This window comes from Brevibacterium sp. AGC70, from assembly GCF_057334195.1.
In genome coordinates, this window is record NZ_JBHFIH010000003.1 from 46,485 (window position 1) to 66,275 (window position 19,791).

14 protein-coding genes are annotated in these 19,791 nt (G+C 61.8%); 1 reads left to right on the forward strand and 13 read right to left on the reverse strand.

Annotated features, from left to right (window positions below):
• Window positions 1–83: 83 nt before the first annotated feature.
• From ACE03M_RS03285 to ACE03M_RS03295, 3 genes are all read right to left on the reverse strand, one after another.
• The gene (locus ACE03M_RS03285) at window positions 84–3,956 is read right to left on the reverse strand and encodes a DNA-directed RNA polymerase subunit beta' (protein ID WP_143921962.1); all 3,873 of its coding nucleotides are present in this window, start codon (window positions 3,954–3,956) and stop codon (window positions 84–86) included.
• A gap of 68 nt (window positions 3,957–4,024) precedes the next feature.
• Entirely contained in the window at window positions 4,025–7,504 is a 3,480-nt protein-coding gene (gene rpoB, locus ACE03M_RS03290) for a DNA-directed RNA polymerase subunit beta (protein WP_143921963.1), read from the reverse strand.
• Between the two features lie 196 nt (window positions 7,505–7,700).
• A complete protein-coding gene (locus tag ACE03M_RS03295; protein ID WP_143921964.1) occupies window positions 7,701–8,759 on the reverse strand; it encodes a GNAT family N-acetyltransferase in 1,059 nt (352 codons plus the stop codon).
• Between the two features lie 24 nt (window positions 8,760–8,783).
• Here ACE03M_RS03295 and ACE03M_RS03300 point away from each other — a divergent pair, with 24 nt between their 5' ends.
• A complete protein-coding gene (locus tag ACE03M_RS03300) occupies window positions 8,784–9,596 on the forward strand; it encodes an MBL fold metallo-hydrolase (RefSeq protein WP_485932740.1) in 813 nt (270 codons plus the stop codon).
• Here the strand turns inward: ACE03M_RS03300 and ACE03M_RS03305 are convergent.
• The 10 genes from ACE03M_RS03305 to rplK all read right to left on the reverse strand — a co-directional run bounded on the left by ACE03M_RS03305 (window position 9,568) and on the right by rplK (window position 19,667).
• Window positions 9,568–10,725: a hypothetical protein gene (locus ACE03M_RS03305; protein WP_143921966.1), complete on the reverse strand. Its 1,158-nt coding sequence runs from the start codon at window positions 10,723–10,725 to the stop codon at window positions 9,568–9,570. The two genes, ACE03M_RS03300 and ACE03M_RS03305, sit on opposite strands and share 29 nt — an antisense overlap.
• The gene (locus ACE03M_RS03310; protein WP_485932741.1) at window positions 10,722–11,510 is read right to left on the reverse strand and encodes a hypothetical protein; all 789 of its coding nucleotides are present in this window, start codon (window positions 11,508–11,510) and stop codon (window positions 10,722–10,724) included. Before ACE03M_RS03310 ends, ACE03M_RS03305 begins: the two co-directional genes overlap by 4 nt.
• Window positions 11,507–12,742 carry a hypothetical protein gene (locus tag ACE03M_RS03315; protein ID WP_260848044.1) on the reverse strand — a complete coding sequence of 412 codons (1,236 nt, stop codon included), beginning with the start codon at window positions 12,740–12,742 and terminating at the stop codon, window positions 11,507–11,509. Before ACE03M_RS03315 ends, ACE03M_RS03310 begins: the two co-directional genes overlap by 4 nt.
• 152 nt (window positions 12,743–12,894) lie before the next feature.
• Window positions 12,895–13,275, reverse strand: a complete 381-nt coding sequence (gene rplL, locus ACE03M_RS03320; protein WP_143921968.1) for a 50S ribosomal protein L7/L12 — start codon at window positions 13,273–13,275, stop codon at window positions 12,895–12,897.
• 57 nt (window positions 13,276–13,332) lie between these two features.
• Window positions 13,333–13,866: a 50S ribosomal protein L10 gene (gene rplJ / locus ACE03M_RS03325; RefSeq protein WP_143921969.1), complete on the reverse strand. Its 534-nt coding sequence runs from the start codon at window positions 13,864–13,866 to the stop codon at window positions 13,333–13,335.
• Between the two features lie 391 nt (window positions 13,867–14,257).
• Window positions 14,258–15,277, reverse strand: coding sequence for an alcohol dehydrogenase AdhP (gene adhP, locus ACE03M_RS03330; protein ID WP_143921970.1), 1,020 nt, complete (start codon window positions 15,275–15,277; stop codon window positions 14,258–14,260).
• An 87-nt stretch (window positions 15,278–15,364) separates the two neighbouring features.
• Window positions 15,365–16,888 (reverse strand): acetaldehyde dehydrogenase ExaC, encoded by a 1,524-nt coding sequence (gene exaC, locus ACE03M_RS03335; RefSeq protein WP_143921971.1) that lies wholly within the window; start codon window positions 16,886–16,888, stop codon window positions 15,365–15,367.
• A gap of 126 nt (window positions 16,889–17,014) precedes the next feature.
• Window positions 17,015–18,286: a GAF domain-containing protein gene (locus ACE03M_RS03340; protein WP_485932742.1), complete on the reverse strand. Its 1,272-nt coding sequence runs from the start codon at window positions 18,284–18,286 to the stop codon at window positions 17,015–17,017.
• A gap of 180 nt (window positions 18,287–18,466) precedes the next feature.
• Entirely contained in the window at window positions 18,467–19,165 is a 699-nt protein-coding gene (gene rplA / locus ACE03M_RS03345; protein ID WP_143921973.1) for a 50S ribosomal protein L1, read from the reverse strand.
• A gap of 64 nt (window positions 19,166–19,229) precedes the next feature.
• Complete coding sequence (gene rplK / locus ACE03M_RS03350; RefSeq protein WP_069599770.1) at window positions 19,230–19,667, reverse strand: 50S ribosomal protein L11; 438 nt, start codon at window positions 19,665–19,667, stop codon at window positions 19,230–19,232.
• Window positions 19,668–19,791 lie beyond the last annotated feature (124 nt).

Genomic DNA, 19,791 nt, shown 5'->3' on the forward strand with positions numbered 1-19,791 from the left:
CCTGATGGTGGGTGCCCCTCTTGCTGTGCCTGTCGACTCAGACTGATGACTCAGCGACAGGGACGCGACTCAGACGATCAGCTTCAGCTGAAGGCGCCGTAGTCGTAGTCCTCCAGCGGGATGGCGGATCCGGAATCGGAACCGATGCCTGCATAGAAGTCACCGTAGCTGTTCGTGAACATCTCGGCCTTCGCCTCTTCGGTCGGCTCCACCACGATGTCGCGGTGTGTCTGCAGGCCGGTGCCTGCAGGGATGAGCTTACCGAGGATGACGTTCTCCTTGAGTCCGAGCAGGGTGTCCGACTTGCCTTCCATCGCGGCCTCAGTGAGGACGCGTGTCGTCTCCTGGAAGGATGCGGCAGACAGCCACGAATCGGTGGCCAGAGAGGCCTTCGTGATACCCATGAGCTCGTCACGAGCCGATGCCGGCTGGCCGCCTTCGGCGACCACACGACGGTTCTCGCCCTGGTAGCGGCCACGGTCGACCAGCTCGCCGGGCAGCAGGTTCGTGTCGCCCGACTCGATCACGGTCACGCGACGCAGCATCTGGCGCACGATGACCTCGATGTGCTTGTCGTGGATGCCCACGCCCTGCGAGCGGTACACCTTCTGCACCTGCTCGACGAGGAAGCGTTCGGCCTCACGACGACCGCGGATGCGCAGCACCTGCTTCGGATCGACAGCGCCGATGACCAGCTGTTCGCCGGCCTTGACGTTCTGTCCGTCCTCGACGAGGAGGCGGGCACGCTTGGACACTGCGTGCTCGATCTCTTCGCCACCGTCATCGGGTGTGATGACGACGAAGCGGGTCTTGCGGCTGTCGTCGATCTTGGCACGTCCGGTCGCCTCGGCGATGGGAGCGAAGCCCTTCGGTGTGCGAGCTTCGAAGAGCTCGGTCACACGCGGCAGACCCTGGGTGATGTCACCCGTGGACGCCGCCGCACCACCTGTGTGGAAGGTACGCATGGTGAGCTGGGTTCCCGGCTCACCGATCGACTGGGCAGCGACGGTGCCGATTGCTTCGCCGATGTCGACGAGCTTTCCGGTCGCCATCGAACGGCCGTAGTGCATGGCCGAGATCTGCGTATCGGAATCAGCAGTGAGCACGGAGTGAACCTTGAGCTCTTCGATCCCGGCAGCGACCAGCTTATCGATCGTCTCCGCGGTCACGTCGGTCTTCGCCGGCACGATGACATTGCCATCAGCGTCGGAGACGTCTGAGACCGTGAGGCGGCCGTAGAGGCTCGTCTCTGCATACTCGTGCGGAACGAGGTTGCCCTCGTGGTCGCGCTCGGCTGCAGGCAGGGTGATGCCCTTGTTCGTATCGGCTTCGGCGGTGCGGATGATGACGTCCTGCGACACGTCGACGAGGCGACGAGTCAGGTAACCGGAGTCAGCGGTACGCAGAGCCGTATCGGCCAGACCCTTACGAGCACCGTGCGAGGCGATGAAGTACTCGAGCACCGAGAGTCCCTCACGGTAGTTCGAGACGATCGGGCGAGGGATGATCTCACCCTTCGGGTTCGTCACCAGTCCACGCATACCGGCCAGCTGGCGGACCTGCATCCAGTTACCCGATGCGCCAGACTCCACCAGACGCAGAACCGAGTTCTCCTCCGGGAAGTTAGTCCGCATGACCTGGTCGACCTTCTCCGTCGTCTCGGTCCACAGCTTGACCAGTTCGTTGCGGCGTTCGTCGTCGGTGAGCGCACCGAGTTCGTACTGCTGCTGAACCTTCGTGTCGAGGGCCTCCGCGTCGTCGATGATCTCGGTCTTGGCCTCGGGTGAGACCACGTCGGACATCGAGATCGTGATTCCCGAACGAGTTGCCCAGTAGAAGCCGCCGGCCTTGAAGTTGTCCAAGGTGTGCGCGACCTCGACCTTGGGGTATTCCTCGGCCAGGTAGTTCACGATGCGGCTGAGCGCCTTCTTGTCGATCGTGGAATTCACGTACGTGTAGTCGGCAGGCAGGTAGTCGTTGAACTGTGCACGACCCAGAGTGGTCTGCACGTCCAGCGGATCGCCGGCCTCCCAGCCTTCGGGAACCTCAAGATCGTCGCCGGGGACAACGTTCTCAAGACGGATCGTGATGACCGAACCGAGGTCCAGCTCTCCACGATCGAAGGCCATGATGGCTTCGCCGAGACCGGTGAAGGAGCGTCCTTCGCCGGCCAGACCCTTGCGCTCGGAGGTCAGGTGGTACAGACCGATGATCATGTCCTGCGAGGGCATGGTCACGGGCTTGCCGTCCGAAGGCTTGAGGATGTTGTTCGCCGAGAGCATGAGCACACGTGCCTCTGCCTGAGCCTCAGGGCTCAGCGGCAGGTGCACTGCCATCTGGTCACCGTCGAAGTCAGCATTGAACGCCGAGCAGACGAGGGGGTGCAGCTGGATGGCCTTGCCCTCGATGAGCTGGGGTTCGAACGCCTGGATGCCCAGACGGTGCAGAGTAGGTGCACGGTTGAGCAGCACCGGATGTTCGGTGATGACCTCTTCGAGGACGTCCCACACCTGAGGGTGCTGACGCTCGACCATCCGCTTTGCCGACTTGATGTTCTGCGCATGGTTGAGATCGACCAGACGCTTCATCACGAAGGGCTTGAACAGTTCCAGAGCCATGGTCTTAGGCAGACCACACTGGTGCAGGTGCAGCTGCGGACCGACCACGATGACCGAACGGCCCGAGTAGTCCACACGCTTGCCCAGAAGGTTCTGACGGAAACGTCCCTGCTTGCCCTTGAGCATGTCCGACAGTGACTTCAGCGGACGGTTGCCCGGTCCGGTCACCGGACGACCGCGACGACCGTTGTCGAACAGCGAGTCGACGGCTTCCTGCAGCATCCGCTTCTCGTTGTTGACGATGATCTCGGGGGCACCGAGGTCCAAGAGACGCTTGAGACGGTTGTTGCGGTTGATCACACGACGGTAGAGGTCGTTGAGGTCAGACGTGGCGAAACGTCCACCGTCGAGCTGCACCATCGGGCGCAGTTCCGGCGGCACCACGGGAACAACGTCGAGGACCATGCCCTCAGGGTTGTTGTCGGTGGTCAGGAACGCATTGACGACCTTGAGACGCTTCAGGGCGCGGGTCTTGCGCTGGCCCTTACCCGTGGCGATGAGTTCGCGCAGCTTCTCGGACTCGGCCTCGAGGTCGAATTCGAGCAGTCGCTTCTGGATCGCCTCGGCGCCCATGGCACCGGTGAAGTAGAGACCGAAACGGTGGAACATCTCGCGGTACAGGCTCTCATCGCCTTCGAGGTCGTTGACCTTGAGGCTCTTGAACCGGTCCCATACCTGCTCAAGGCGGTCGACCTCACGGTCGGCGTTCTTGCGCAGCTTCTCCATTTCCTTCTCGGCGACATCGCGCAGCTTCTTCTTGGCCGGGGCGGAGCCGCCGTCGGCCTCGAGAGCTGCCAGGTCCTCTTCGAGCTTCTTGGCACGACGATCGATGTCGGCGTCACGGCGAGTGCCGATCTGCTGCTTCTCGATGTCGATCTTGTTCTGCAGGCTGGGCAGATCACGGTGGCGAGAGTCCTCGTCCACCGAGGTGATCATGTAAGCAGCGAAGTAGATGACCTTCTCCAGGTCCTTCGGTGCCAGGTCCAGCAGGTAGCCCAAGCGCGAAGGAACGCCCTTGAAGTACCAGATGTGAGTGACCGGTGCGGCCAGCTCGATGTGTCCCATGCGCTCACGGCGAACCTTGGCGCGGGTCACCTCGACGCCGCAGCGCTCACAGATGATGCCCTTGAAGCGGACACGCTTGTATTTGCCGCAGGCGCACTCCCAGTCGCGGGTCGGTCCGAAGATCTTCTCGCAGAAGAGTCCGTCCTTCTCGGGCTTGAGTGTGCGGTAGTTGATGGTCTCAGGCTTTTTCACCTCACCGTGTGACCAGCCGCGGATGGATTCCGCAGTGGCAAGACCGATACGTAGCTCATCAAAGAAATTGACGTCAGGCACGTAAATCCTCTTTCCTGGCGATGAACGTCGAGTTCATCGCGAAGTTGTGTCGGTTGAAGTGGAAGTCCTCAGACTTCTTCTACGGTCTGGGCTTCACGGCGTGACAGGTCGATGCCGAGCTCTTCAGCTGCCCGGTAGACCTCGTCCTCGCCGTCACGCATCTCAACCTCGGCTCCGTCAGAAGACAGAACTTCGACGTTGAGGCACAGGGACTGCATCTCCTTGATGAGGACCTTGAACGACTCCGGGATTCCCGGGTCGGGCAGGTTCTCGCCCTTGACGATGGCTTCGTAGACCTTCACACGGCCCGGGATGTCATCGGACTTGATCGTCAGCAGTTCCTGCAGCGTGTACGCCGCACCGTAGGCCTCGAGGGCCCACACTTCCATCTCACCGAAGCGCTGACCGCCGAACTGCGCCTTACCACCGAGCGGCTGCTGGGTGATCATCGAGTACGGACCGGTCGAACGCGCGTGGATCTTGTCGTCGACGAGGTGGTGGAGCTTGAGCATGTACATGTAGCCGACAGCGATCGGGTACGGGAACGGCTCTCCGGAGCGACCGTCGAACAGCTGGGCCTTGCCCGAGGAATCGATGAGTCGATCCCCATCGCGGTTCGGAGTCGTCGAGTCCAGCAGTCCACGCAGCTCCTGCTCGTGTGCACCGTCGAAGACCGGGGTCGCCAGGTTCGTGCCGGCCTCGGCTTCACGAGCGGCATCCGGCAGTTCGGCAGCCCACTCGGGGTTGCCCTCGATCTTCCAACCCTGCTTCGAGATCCATCCGAGGTGGACTTCGAAGACCTGGCCGATGTTCATACGACGCGGAACACCGTGCGGGTTGAGGATGATGTCGACGGGGGTTCCGTCGGCCAGGAACGGCATGTCCTCAACAGGCAGGATGGTCGAGATGACACCCTTGTTGCCGTGACGACCGGCCATCTTGTCACCGATGGTGATCTTACGGCGCTGAGCGACGTAGACGCGGACCATCTGGTTGACACCCGGCGAGAGCTCGTCGTCTTCCTCCCGGTCGAAGACGCGGACACCGATGACGGTGCCGATCTCGCCGTGAGGCACACGCAGCGAGGTGTCGCGGACCTCACGGGACTTCTCACCGAAGATCGCTCGCAGCAGGCGCTCTTCCGGCGTCAGCTCGGTCTCACCCTTCGGGGTGACCTTGCCGACGAGGATGTCGCCGTCGGTGACCTCGGCGCCGATGCGGATGATTCCGCGATCGTCGAGGTCTGCCAGTGCGTCCGGCGAGATGTTCGGAATGTCGCGAGTGATCTCCTCGGCACCAAGCTTGGTGTCGCGAGCATCGACCTCGTGCTCCTCGATGTGGATCGAGGACAGAACGTCGTCCTGGACGAGACGCTGGGAGAGGATGATCGCATCCTCGAAGTTGTAGCCTTCCCATGACATGAATGCCACGAGGAGATTCTTGCCCAGCGCCATCTCACCGTTCTGAGTCGACGGTCCGTCTGCCAGAACCGTGCCCGGCTCGACGCGATCGCCCTCGTCGACGATGATGCGCTGGTTGTAAGAGGTTCCATGGTTGGAACGCTTGAACTTCGAAGCGCGGTAGGTCTGCATCGTGCCATCGTCAGCCAGAACGGTGACGAAGTCGGCGGATACCTCTGTGACGACGCCTGGGCGATCGGCAGTGATGACGTCGCCGGCGTCGACAGCTGCACGGTATTCCATGCCGGTGCCCACGACTGGAGACTCCGACATCACCAGCGGCACGGCCTGACGCTGCATGTTCGCACCCATGAGGGCACGGTTCGCGTCATCGTGCTCGAGGAACGGAATCAGTGCGGACGCAACAGACACCATCTGACGCGCGGAGACGTCCATGAAGTCAATCGTGTCGTACTGGACCAGCTCGGCTTCGCCGCCGCCGCCCTTAGGACGTGCGAGAACTTCGACTTCGGCGAAGCGCTGCTCTTCGGTCAGCGGCGCATTGGCCTGAGCGATGTTGAACTCGAGCTCATCGTCGGCAGTCAGGTACTCGGTGTCATCGGTGACGACACCATCGACTACCTTGCGGTAAGGCGTCTCGATGAAACCGAACGGGTTGATGCGGGCGTAGGAGGCCAGCGAGCCGATCAGACCGATGTTCGGGCCTTCGGGAGTCTCAATCGGGCACATACGTCCGTAGTGCGATGGGTGAACGTCACGGACTTCCATGGCGGCACGGTCACGCGAGAGACCACCAGGTCCCAGAGCGGAGAGGCGGCGCTTGTGAGTCAGACCCGCGAGCGGGTTGTTCTGATCCATGAACTGCGAGAGCTGCGAGGTGCCGAAGAACTCCTTGATCGCAGCCACCACGGGACGGATGTTGATCAGGGTCTGAGGCGTGATCGCTTCGACGTCCTGGGTCGTCATGCGCTCACGGACGACGCGCTCCATGCGAGAGAGTCCGGTGCGGACCTGGTTCTCGATGAGCTCGCCGACTGCACGGATGCGACGGTTGCCGAAGTGGTCGATGTCGTCGAGCTTGACGTTGAGCTCGATGTTCTCGCCGTCACGGACACCCTTGGAGGTGTCAACGCCTGCGTGCAGGGACACGAGGTAGCGGATGGTCGCAACCACGTCATCGGTCGACAGGACCGAGTCGCTCAGCGGTGCATCGACGCCCAGCTTGCGGTTGACCTTGTAGCGGCCGACCTTGGCCAGGTCGTAGCGCTTGGGGTTGAAGTACAGGTTGTTGAGCAGGTTGCGTGCCGCTTCTGCGGTCGCAGGCTCTGCCGGGCGCAGCTTCTTGTAGATGTCGAGCAGCGCTTCGTCCTGCGTGTTGACCGTGTCCTTGGCCATGGTCTCGCGGATGGACTCGAACTCGCCGAACTCCTCGAGGATCTTCGCTTCGGACCAGCCGAGGGCCTTGAGCAGAACAGTGACCGACTGCTTGCGCTTGCGGTCAAGGCGAACGCCGACCTGGTCGCGCTTGTCGACCTCGAACTCCAGCCACGCACCACGGGAAGGGATGATCTTCGCGGTGAAGATGTCCTTGTCAGTGGTCTTGTCGACGCTGGACTCGAAATAGGCACCGGGCGAACGCACGAGCTGCGAGACGACGACACGCTCGGTGCCGTTGACGATGAACGTGCCCTTGTCAGTCATGAGGGGGAAGTCACCCATGAAGACGGTCTGGCTCTTGATCTCGCCGGTGTTGTTGTTCATGAATTCGGCGGTCACATACAGTGGCGCCGAATAGGTCATGTCGCGTTCCTTGCACTCATCGATGGAGTACTTGGCGGCTTCGAACCGGTGCTCCCGGAACGACAGCGACATCGATCCACCGAAGTCCTCGATCGGTGAGATCTCCTCGAATATATCTTCGAGTCCCGAGGTGGTTGCTACGGAATCGTCTCCGATTTCAATGGCCTCGGCGACGCGGTCCTGCCACGCTTCCGAGCCGATGAGCCAATCGAAGCTGTCTGTCTGCAGACCGAGCAGATCGGGAACCTCGAGCGGTTCGCGAATCTTCGCGAAGGAGATTCTCTTGGGGGCGTTAGCGGTCCTGGTGTTATCGTTGGCGGCGGCCAATGGGATCCTTCCGAGTGCTTCACCAATTGATAGGTTGACCCTCCACCCGAAGTCACGTCGACGACCCCAGGTGTGTCAGATTTCGACACCGGGCGACAACGTGGTTCACTTGAGTGGAAATGAGGTGCCCCCCGCTATATGAAGGCACGCCACAGGCAGATCAACGCAAATATCAAGCTTATAGCAATCGGTCAAGTCATGCAAGACGCTTCTTCCACAGACCGACCCAGGCCCAGGTTGCGAATCCCGCCCTGTCATTGATGAGAAGCATCCACGAGTTCTCCACCGCATTCCACGTGTAGATTCGCTTCACGCCGGTACGCTCCCCCAGCGCAACGTGATTGGCGATCTTCAGTGCCGCCCCGAGTCCGTGTCCGCGGTGTTCTCGCGTCACCAGAGTCGATCCCTGCCACCCGACCTCAGGGCGTTCGTCGAAGTGTGCGACCTCGGTGAAGCCCGCGGCTGCCTCCCCTTTGAGCACCAGTGCCGTGCTCACCAGCTCCCGGTCTGTGGTCCGCTTCGCATCGAGGGCACGGACTCGTGCGGCGTCCCACGCCTCCTCTTCACCGAATTCTTCGGCGCCGGGGGTGTCCGTCGACATCCTCTGGTGCAGAAGTGCGACCGCGTCAAGCCGGTGTTCAGGCGTCGGCCCATCCCACGTCTCGATCGCATAGCCGGCGTCGAGGTCAACGGCGGGCAGCCGTGCCGCCGTGGCGGAATTCGCCACGGAGCACCGCTCCAGCTGTTTGAAGGCGAAGCCGTGTCGGATGAGGAAGGCGACGTCCGGCTGATTCACGGGCAGACTTCCCGCGCCGGAGTCAGCCGCGAGATGCGCACCCCGCAGATCGGCGTCACGAGCCGATGATGGGATCTCGCAGTAGCTGGTCAGCTGTGTTCGGCCCTGAGCTGCCAGGTTGGTCTCCATCTCAGCCAGCAGCTCTGAGCCCAGTCCCTGTCCGCGCAGCTCAGGGTGGACCGAGCACCACACGTCGGCGACATCGAGGTTGTCCTGCAATGCCAGGTAGGCGATTCCTTTGGCCACGATGACCCCGCCGCGCCGACCGATCCACGTCTGGTTGCTCAGGTATTGTGTGGGAAAGAGCAACTCCCGCCGCACCTCGTCTGCGCGGGGGTCGAAATCGCTGCCGAGCCCCGATGCTCGGTTGATGAGCGTATCGAAGTCGAGCACCTCGGCGAGGACGCTCTCGATCTCTTCGCCGCTGCGAGATCCGGCTGGGATGTGAGTGATCTCCATGGGCTGACATTCTAGACTGCACTCATGGTCAATGTCAGTGTTATCTCTCTGAATCCGGCCGCGGTCAACTGCGGAATCATCACCGGCTCTCGCGCCAGCCTCATCGTCGACTCGGGCCCGGGGCCCGGCACGGCGAAGTATCTGGCCGACACGGCACAGCATCTGAGCCTCGAGGTCACTGGCGGCGTCAATCCCATTGCTGCCGTCATCACTCATGACCATTGGGATCATTTCTTCGGCAATGCCACCCTTGCCGCAGCAGGAATCGAGACCTTCCACGTCTCCGCGTCCTTCGCCGGAGACCAGGAGGCGACCGCATGGATCGCCCTCGACGCCGTTCGCAACGCCCCCGAGACCGCCGAATTCGCATCCGAGCTGCCCGAGGATCCCAGCGACCTCATCGTCGACGTCTCCCCCGTCGATGCCGCTGAGTCGGAGGTTGTGCTTGACCTCGGGGACTGTCGGGTCGAATTCCACGTGCTGGGCGGGCATTCCACAGCAGATCTCGTCGTGCGCCTGCCCGATCAGGGCATCGTGTTCACCGGTGACCTGGTGGAGGAGGGAGCTCCCCCACAGGCAGGCGACGATGCTTCACTGAGCGAGTGGGTGACCAGCCTGCACACGCTGCTGTCCTTCCCCGAGACCACAGTGTTCGTGCCTGGGCATGGAGTGCCCGTTGACCGGGACTTCGTCGAACGTCAGCTTGAGGACATCGACGGTCTGAGATCGAATCAAGCCGACGCCGAGGTGGCTCTGCCCGCTCGTGCCATGCCAGGTGACCATGACCGGAGCTTCCCCCGAGAGCAGGTCATCTGCCCTGCCGGTGCAGGGCAGTGATGAGGTCTGAGCCGATGGCGCCGAACAGAGTCTGCGCCCACACGCTGTCGCCTTCGACATAGGGCCGGTCACCGTCGAAGATCCACTGCAGCTGGTTGCCGCGCTGTCGGTCGTTCTGACAGCTTCCGCAGACGGGCACGCGTACACCTGAGGCATCGGCGTCAAGGCGCGTCGTGGACTGCGCCTCTCCGTGCAGCGGATTGATGGTGCACAGACTCTGCGGCAGTCCGCTTCGTGCACCGGGACTGCGCTTCCTCTTCCTGGCAGCATCCGCCTCGGCGATTTCGCGTCCTGCCTGCCGGAGGAGGACCATCGCTCCGGCCAGATCGATGCGTTCGGATGTTTCGTCGTCGACGATCGTGCGGGCCATCTGGTAGGCGTCGAGTCCGCGCTCGACGCTGGCAGCACTCACCGCGTTGAGATTCTGCGTCTGCAGCCGATCGATCTCCCCGGCCAGTTGAGTCGTGTCGGCATTGATGGTCTCGCGCAATGATCGCCGCTGCAGGCTGTCGACGCGGTTCAGCAGCCGATCGGGCAGCTGAAATCGCTGCTGCGTCCGCGTCACCTCGCGACGCTGCCGTCGCGATCGGGTGAACCAGATACCGGCGATGACGAGAGCGAGGATGAGTACCGCCCCGCCGAGGAACATCGGAGCAAAGGATCCCGAGCCGTCAACGGTCTGGACCTCGCTGCCGGGCGCTTCCTGCCCGGTTACGGCTTCTTCCTGCTTGTATTCCTGCGGCTGCGCATAGAGGTCGAGGAGGATATTGAGCTTCGTCGTCGACGGTGAGCTGATGTTCCACTCTTCGCGGGCGACCGACAACTGGTCCATCACCTGCATATTGAGGTCATGGTTGTCCGCGAAGTTCACATCGACAGCGATCTGGGATTCGCCGTTGATCATGATGAACGAACCTTCGCCCCCGTTGAACACCTTGATCTGCTCCAACAGATCTCGGTTCAGAGAGTGCTCATCGACCGCGATGACATAGACGTCGTAGTCCAATTCCTTCGCCGTCTCCCGAGCCTGGTCGATGAGTTCCGCGTTGAGAGACCCCTCGACCGCCCCGTCGATGTGGAACGGGTCGTCTTTGAGTGCCTCGGCAATCTGCTGTGCATCAGTTGTCACGTGTTCTGCTTCCTCTTCTTGATCGCTCTCCACGCCAAGACTCCCCCGATTCCCAGACCACCGCCGACGATGAGGCCGAGCGCCGCACCCCCGACGGCTGCACCGACCGGATAGACCAACGTGCTCGGATCGGTGGAAGTGTCCTCATCGACGACGATCGGCTGCAGCTCATCGTCGAGACTTCGCGAGCTGCTGGACTTCGAGGCCTCGGTTTCGGCCGCCTTGAGCGCTTCCACATATCTGCGCGCTACGGCCGAACGATTATCGTCGACGTCTGTGGCGACATCGTAGGAAGCCACGCGCCGGTCGGCTCCCTTGTCGGCAATACCTTCGGTCACTGCCCCGACCACGACCACTGTGGCGCGCTTGTCGGGCAGCTCCTCGGCGATCCGCCCAGCCAGCAGTTGAGATTGCCCATCCGCATCATCGACCTGCGAGGTGGCCAGGAACGCGACGTAGATCGGCATGTCGAGGTCTTTGACTTCGTCTCTGATCGTCGCCAGGCTCTCGTCGTCGACTTCGAATGCCTGATAGGCGTCGATATAGATCGGGTCGGACTGCAGCGACTCTGCGATCTCCTGGTACCGGCTCCGGTCGTAGTTCGGGTCGTATCTGCCCTCGATGCGATCGAGATAGATCGAATCGACCGTGATCGTGTCGCCCTTTTCAGCGACGATGCGAGCATCTCTGGCCTCGTCGAATTCGGAGTGGCTGTAGATCGACGAACCGGTTGCGACAGCACCGAAGATGATGATTGCCGCACCCAATTTCGCTGCCGTGTTCATCCTCGTCCTCCTGTCGGGGACGTCGACGGTGTTCCCAGTGACTCCAGGACTGCGTCCTCGAGTGGCTGAAAGCTGCCGAAGCCGGACAGTGCGTAGACATCCGAGCGCTGATAGTAGGGAACAGGCTTCTTCGATCCGGGCCGTTTGGGCACCATGAGGCACTGCGGCTCGTGACCGTCGTTGATTTCGCGGCGACAGCGATCGCACATGTCGACTGTCAGCGTGGTCCCGTCCTGTTTGAGCGCGAACGTCTCGATTCTGTTTCGGTGGTGAGGGAAGAGGAAGCAGAACCGAGGCGCTTCGGAGCTGGCCTTGGTCGAACCGCGAAGCCGAGCACGTACCCATTTGTGCGTGCTCAGCAGGTTCTCAACACCGAAACGGTGCGAGAAGTCGACGCTCTGCGCCCAATCAGGATTAGCCGCGATGAGCGACCTGATCGCCCCTTGCACTCGCCGACCGCGGTCATACAGCGACCATGCCTCTTCGGTGGACTCCTGCGGCTCGGGAAGCGGTTCGAGCGCACTTTCAACACGCTCAGGCAGCTGCTGCGTCCTGACGGGGTCCGGTTTCGTCGTCAGCGAGTTCCGCCAGGAGTACTTTTCCCGACGCCGCAGCACCCAGATACTCAGCCCCATGGCGGCAATTGCCGTCGCACCGAAGACGAGGGCGTCCGGGTTGCCATTATCCAGTCCGGTGGCTTCGATGTAATCCTCATTGCGATCCCCCGCATCGCGAGTGTCGAAGTCCGGGGGTGCCGGAGGTTCGGTCCCCTTCGCAGCCGCGACGAGAATCTGCAGCTGATAGGGCACTGCCAGCTCGACAGGCAAAAAGTCGTCGCTGGACGAACGGGCAAGAAAGTCCGAGCCCGGCGGTATAGCCGGCCCATTAGCATCGACGAGATAAGCGTAGGATCGCGCGGCATCGTCTGCCTGGGTGAAGAGGACGATGGTCTGTTCTCCGCCGCTGTCTTTGTGCATCGCATATGCGAGATCAGAGGTGAAGCGGGCCCATCTCGGCTCGTCTGATCTCGGCTGCGCAGGCGTAATCGCGACGAAATGGACAACACCCGACTGCCCTGCCTGCTTCGATGCGTGCTCGACCGCCGTCTTCTGACTGTCGGTGAGTCCCGGCGCAATGATCGGATCGATGTACAGAGGATCGCTCTGCCAGGAGTCACGGAGTGTGGAACTCAGCCTCTTCAGCAGTCTGGTGTCGGTGGCACTATCAGTCACCACTTAAGAATAGGTCAGGGCAGGCTGTCGCCGAAGTCGCAGCACGTTGCGGTCCTGCAACATAGCCGGCGCGCACTGTGAATGCGAAGAACCCCACAGCATCGGCTGTGGGGTTCTTCGAAGCGGCAGCAGTCAGACTGCTGCCAGAGAAATCACTTGAGGGTGACGGTTGCGCCTGCGCCCTCGAGGGTTTCCTTGGCCTTATCGGCTGCGTCCTTGGACACGCCTTCGAGGACAGCCTTAGGAGCGCCGTCGACGAGGTCCTTGGCTTCCTTCAGTCCGAGGGAGGTGAGCCCACGAACTTCCTTGATGACGGGAACCTTCTTCTCGCCGGCCGATTCGAGGATGACGTCGAATTCGGTCTGCTCTTCGGCAGCCTCAGCAGCGGCAGCAGGTGCAGCGGCAACAGCAGCGGCAGGTGCAGCAGCTTCAACTTCGAAGACCTCTTCGAACTTCTTGACGAAGTCGGAGAGTTCGATCAGTGTGAGCTCTTTGAAGCCTTCGATGAGCTCTTCGGGGGTGAGCTTAGCCATGGTGGCCAGTCCTTCCTTTGGTGGTCACTTTGAGCGACCGGGTTTATGGGGTGTTGCTCAGGCGTCTGAAGCAGGAGCGTCGTCCTGCTTCTCGCGCAGAGCGTCGACAGTGCGCACGGCCTTGACCATCGGAGCGGTGAACAGGTAAGCCGCCTGGTGGAGGCTTGCCTTCATGGCACCAGCTGCCTTTGCAAGCAGCACTTCGCGTGGTTCGAGGTCGGCGAGTTTGTTGACATTCTCAGCACTGAGGACGGCACCATCCCAGTAGCCGCCTTTCAATACGAGCTGAGAATTCGCCTTGGCAAAGTTACGCAATGCCTTTGCAGCCTCTGGTGGTTCACCGTTGACGAATGCGATCGCGGTGGGTCCGTTGAGGAACTCATCGAGATCGTTGATTCCGGCTTCTTTGGCTGCAATAGCAGTGAGCGTATTCTTTACCACGGCGTAGCTGACGTTCTCACCGAGTGAAACGCGCAGATCTTTCATCTGCGCAACGGTGAGACCGCGGTACTCGGTCAGCAACACAGCGTCGGAGTTCTCAAACTGCTGTTTGAGCTCCTCTACTGCGGCTGCCTTGTCTGGCCTCGCCATGGTAGTTCCTTTCGTACAGTCGCCGATCGTGTCCCAACGCCAAAAAAGCGCTCCACGCAGGCATGCGTGAAACGCTTCGAATGATGAGATCATAGGAACTCATCGGAAGAATCTCGTGCTCACCTGCGCAGGTCACTCCAGTGGAGTCTTCGTTTCCGGGCAACAGGATCCGATTGCGGATTCTGCCGGTTCCGAAAAGACCGACGGTCTTGGGTAGTTGAAGTCTATCGAAGGACTTCGCGCCAAGTCCAATCGATGGCGGAGATGCTGGCCACACTCCTGCTGGCACCTGGCCGGCTGGAACCACCAGTGACCGCCGGCCAGCATCAGGGCGCTGCGCAACCTGCAGAGAAGCTGCTCAGCGCCCGGAGACTTGATCTGACCGAGTGGATCAGTACTCGATGACGACTCGGCCGTCGATCTTGCCGTGGATCATCTCGTCGAAGATCGCATTGATGTCCTCGAGCGGCCGCTTGGTGAACGTCGGGTGGATCTTGCCCGCTGCGTAGAACTCCAAGGCTTCCACCATGTCCTGGCGGGTGCCGACGATCGATCCGCGGATCGTCAGCCCCTTGAGGACGATGTCGAAGATCGGGGCCGGGAACTCGCCCGGGGGAAGCCCGTTGAAGACGATGGTCCCGCCTCGGCGAGTCATTGAGATCGCCTGCCCGAATGCTTTCGGGTGCACCGCCGTGACGAGCACACCGTGTGAGCCTCCGACCTTCTCCTGGATGATGTCGGCCGGCTCCTCGGCAAAGGCGTTGACCGTGATCTCCGCTCCGTGCTTCTTCGCCAATGCCAATTTGTCATCGGCGACGTCGACGGCGATGACGCGCATCCCCATTGCCACCGCATACTGCACGGCGATGTGGCCGAGCCCGCCGATGCCTGAGATGACGACCCATTGCCCGGGCTTCACCTCGGTGCGCTTGAGTCCCTTGTAGACGGTGACTCCGGCACACAGTACGGGCGCAATCTCGTACGGGTCGGATCCCTCCGGGATGATGGCGGCGAACTTCGTGTCGACGAGCATGTACTCACCGAACGATCCGTCGATACCGTAGCCGCCGTTGACCTGCTGTTCGCACAGCGTCTCCCACCCTTGGCGGCAGTGCTCACATGTTCCGCAGGCACTCCACAGCCAAGCATTGCCGATCATCTGTCCGACCTTGACATCGGTGACGTCGGGTCCGAGCTTCTCGACGGTCCCGACACCTTCATGTCCGGGGATGAGGGGAATCTTCGGCTTGATCGGCCAATCGCCGTGCGCCGCGTGCAGATCGGTGTGGCAGACCCCCGAGGCGATGAGTTTGATCAGCGCCTGCCCGGGTCCGGGCTCGGGAATCTCGTTGTCTCCGACGGCAAGATCCTTGCCGAATTCGTTGACGACTGCTGCTTTCATGTCTGACATCAAGGACTCCTTTGTGATGATGTGGGATGTGCTGTTGTGCGTCGCTGCCACCGGGCACCGTCGCGTGAACTCAGAGGAAGACTCGCCTCAGAAGAAGCCCTGGGCGTTCTCCGAGTAGCTGACCAGCAGGTTCTTCGTCTGCTGGTAGTGGTCGAGCATCATCAGGTGGTTCTCACGTCCGATGCCGGAGGCCTTGTAGCCGCCGAAGGCCGCGTGTGCCGGGTAGGCGTGGTAGTTGTTGACCCACACTCGGCCAGCCTGGATGTCCCGGCCCGCACGATAGGCGGTGTTGCCGTTGCGCGACCAGACCCCGGCGCCCAGACCATAGAGGGTATCGTTCGCCGTGGCGATGGCATCGTCGTAGTCGCTGAAGGTGGCCACCGAAACGACCGGGCCGAAGATCTCCTCCTGGAAGATCCGCATCTTGTTGTTGCCCCGGAAGATGGTCGGCTGCACGTAGTAGCCGCCGGACAGGTCCCCGCCGAGGTCGGCCCGGGCTCCGCCGGTGAGCACCTCGGCGCCCTCCTGCCTGCCGATGTCGAGATAGGACATGATCTTCTCGAACTGGTCGTTCGAGGCCTGCGCACCCATCATGGTGTCGGTGTCCAGCGGGTTGCCCTGCACGATCCTCTTCGTCCGTTCTGCAACCGCTTCGAGGAAGGGATCGGCGATCGATTCCTGGACCAGTGCACGCGACGGGCAGGTGCAGACCTCCCCCTGGTTGAGGGCGAACATGGTAAAGCCCTCTTGGGCCTTGTCCCAGTAGGCGTCATCTGAGGCATTGACGTCGTCGAAGAAGATGTTCGGGGACTTGCCGCCGAGCTCGAGAGTGACCGGGATGATGTTCTGCGAGGCGTACTGCATGATCAGGCGGCCCGTAGTCGTCTCTCCGGTGAATGCGATCTTCGAGATCCGCTTGTTCGAAGCCAGTGGCTTGCCTGCTTCGAGCCCGAAGCCGTTGACGATGTTGAGGACTCCCTCGGGAAGCAGGTCCGCAATGAGTTCCATCAGGACGAGGATCGAGGCCGGAGTCTGCTCGGCAGGCTTGAGGACGATGGCATTGCCTGCGGCCAGCGCCGGAGCGATCTTCCACACGCCCATGAGGATCGGGAAGTTCCAGGGAATGATCTGACCGACCACGCCGAGCGGCTCATGGAAATGATAGGCCACCGTATCGTCATCGAGCTGAGAGAGCCCGCCTTCCTGTGCCCGGATCGCTCCGGCGAAGTAGCGGAAGTGATCGATGGCCAGCGGAATGTCGGCGTTGAGGCACTCACGGACGGCTTTTCCGTTGTCCCAGGTCTCGGCAACCGCGATCATCTCGAGGTTCTCCTCGATCCGATCCGCGATCTTATTCAAGATCACGGCGCGTTCTGCGGGCGAGGTCTTGCCCCAGGCCGGAGCCGCCTTGTGTGCGGCGTCGAGTGCGAGCTCGATGTCCTCCGAGGTGCTGGCTGGCACTTCGCAGAACGTCTTACCCGTGATGGGCGTCGGGTTCTCGAAATAGTTCCCGTTGACGGGAGCGACCCACTGTCCGCCGATGAAGTTCTCGTACCGTGATTTGTAGGTGACGAGCGATCCGTCTTGACCAGGCTGAGCGTAAACAGTCATTGCAACTCCTTTGATGCGTATGCGGCGATCGGATGTCTGTCTCCGATTGCTCCACACGCTACGCAGGGCAACGTTGCATGTGGGTTGCATCACAGCAGCAGAGCTGTCAGCTCCAGGTCCTCTGACTCAGTATCCGAGGGCTTCGAGTCGCACGACAGCCGCGTTGCGTTCGGGTGCTTCGGGTGGTGCCAGGCGCAGCACCGACATCAGCACTTCCGAATCCTCGCGAGCTTCGGCCAATCCCGCATAGCGCCACAGCTGCTGCCAGGTTCCGTTCTGCAGCAGACTCTCCCGAATCAGCGCTTCCAGTTCAGCACCGATCTCCCGGATGCCGGGGGCATCGGACTCGGGCAGCACCTGCCCCCGATAGAAGTTGAGGGCGGTCTCCACGTCCCCTCGGGCCAGGCCCCGGTGCGTGCGCTCGACGTCGCTGTCGATGTCTCCCCGCAGTCGGTAGGGGCGGGCATCGAGGCGCAGGTCGCCGAGGTGGTCAATCGTTCTGCGCAGACGCGCGATCTCCGCCCGGACAGTGACTTCACTTCCGCCATGCGCCCACAGCCGGTCGGCGAGCCCGGCGCTGCTGATGCCGCCGGGGTTGCGCACCAGGAGCAGCAGGATCTCCGCATGTCGTCCCGACAGCGTGATTCGAGTGCCGTCAGGGCTCGAGAGCTGGGGACGGACTCCGGTGACTTCGAGATAGGCACCGTCACCGGTACCGACAGGAGACAGTCCACCGGAGTCCGGGGTGTAGAGCTTCGCCAATCCGGCGCCGGCGGCCTGAGCCGTGGAATTCAGCAACGGCAAGACGATGGAGGATACCGCGTCATCACCGCCGGTGACGTCGATGATGCCCAAGACCTGACCGGTCAGCGGATGGGTCACGGGCACTGCACTGCAGCTCCACGAGTGCACCTCGGCGGAGAAGTGCTCGGCCTGACTGATCTGCACGGCAGTGCGCGAGCGCAGAGCGAGTCCGGGAGCGGACGTCCCCATCACGTCCTCCGACCAGTCGGTGCCCGGCACGAAGCCCATGGACTCGGCACGATTGCGGACGGCGCGCTCACCCTCGACCCAGAGGAGACGCCCCTGCTCATCACCGAGCGCCACGAGCAGCCCTGCCTCCTTGGCAGGTTCGATCAGATGCGACTGCAGCAGGCCCATGATGGAGTGGAACGGATGACGGCGCCTCACCTCGGCGAGCTGATCGGCCTCATAGGCCATGTGCACACGTACTCCACCTGGGTCGCGAAGACGGCCGAGGGATCGGTTCCAGGACTCGAGGACGGCTGGGCGGACTCCCGGGTCCGAAGTCTCCGGTGCGGTCAGTGATGCCAGATTGTCATGGGCACGACGGACAATGCGCTGATAGTCATCGCGAAGCAGCGGAGTCGAATGCATGGCGGAGCTGTCCACCTCCATCGGCGGTTGGCACACAGTGGTCGTCGGTGCTCACAATCTATCCGCGATACCTCTTCCGGGCAAGACTGAATGAGGGTTCTCAGGGAACAGAAAGGGCGGGAAGTGAATGTCTCACTTCCCGCCCAGAACTGCTGAACGCAATTCAATCCCTCACAGGGATCAGACCACGCGCATCGATGAACCGTCGATCGGAACGGCAGGACCGTTCGATGTCGTCACGGTTGCCTTCGAGATGTAGCGGCCCTTCGAGGAGCTCGGCTTCAGACGAAGGACCTCTTCGATCGCTGCATCGAAGTTCTGCTGCAGCGCTTCCTCGGAGAAGGAGACCTTTCCGATGATGAAGTGCAGATTCGAGTGCTTGTCGACGCGGAATTCGATCTTTCCGCCCTTGATCTCGGTCACGGCCTTGGCGACATCCATGGTCACGGTGCCGGTCTTGGGGTTCGGCATCAGGCCGCGTGGGCCCAGAACCTTACCCAGACGTCCGACCTTGCCCATCATGTCAGGGGTGGCAACAGCCGAGTCGAAGTCGGTGAAGCCATTGGCCACCTTCTCCAGCAGGTCATCGGAGCCGACGAAGTCAGCACCTGCTTCACGGGCAGCTTCTGCACGGTCGCCGGCAGCGAACACCAGGACCCGAGCGGTCTTACCGGTACCATGCGGAAGGTTGACGGTGCCGCGCACCATCTGGTCCGCCTTACGTGGGTCAACACCCAGGCGGAGGGCGACCTCGACGGTGGCATCGTACTTCGCCACTGTGGTCTCTTTGGCCAGGGCGATTGCCTGAGCCGGTTCGTATGTCACATCTGCGGCGATCTTCTCTGCCGCGGCCTGATAGGCCTTTGAACGCTTTGCCATCTGCTTCTCTCCTTGCAGTCGTGGTGCGGGCTGCGCGAGCCCTACCACAGTGAAATGTCTGGTCTCAGACCTCGATGTCGGTGGTCACGCCCATGGAGCGAGCGGTGCCGGCGATGATGCGGTCAGCCTGATCCAGGTCATTGGCGTTGAGGTCAGGCATCTTCGTGGTGGCGATCTCGCGAACCTGGTCGGCGCTCAGGTGAGCAACCTTGTCGGTGTGAGGAGTAGCCGAACCTGACTTCACGCCTGCAGCCTTCTTGATGAGTTCTGCAGCCGGTGGGGTCTTGAGAATGAAGGTGAACGAACGATCTTCGAACACTGTGATCTCGACGGGAACGATGTTCCCGCGCTGGGACTCTGTTGCGGCGTTGTAGGCCTTGCAGAATTCCATGATGTTGACGCCGTGCTGGGCAAGCGCCGGACCAATCGGAGGCGCCGGGTTAGCGGCACCTGCCTGAATCTGGAGCTTGACGAGGCCGGCTACCTTTTTCTTGGGAGGCATATTCGGTCCTTAATCTTGAAGTTTCGATGCGCCAGAGAAATACGGCGCATCGTCCGAAATCGGCTTCCGATGGGAACCGAGATCAAACCACACCAGTATTCCATGCCTGCAGACCCTGGAGCAA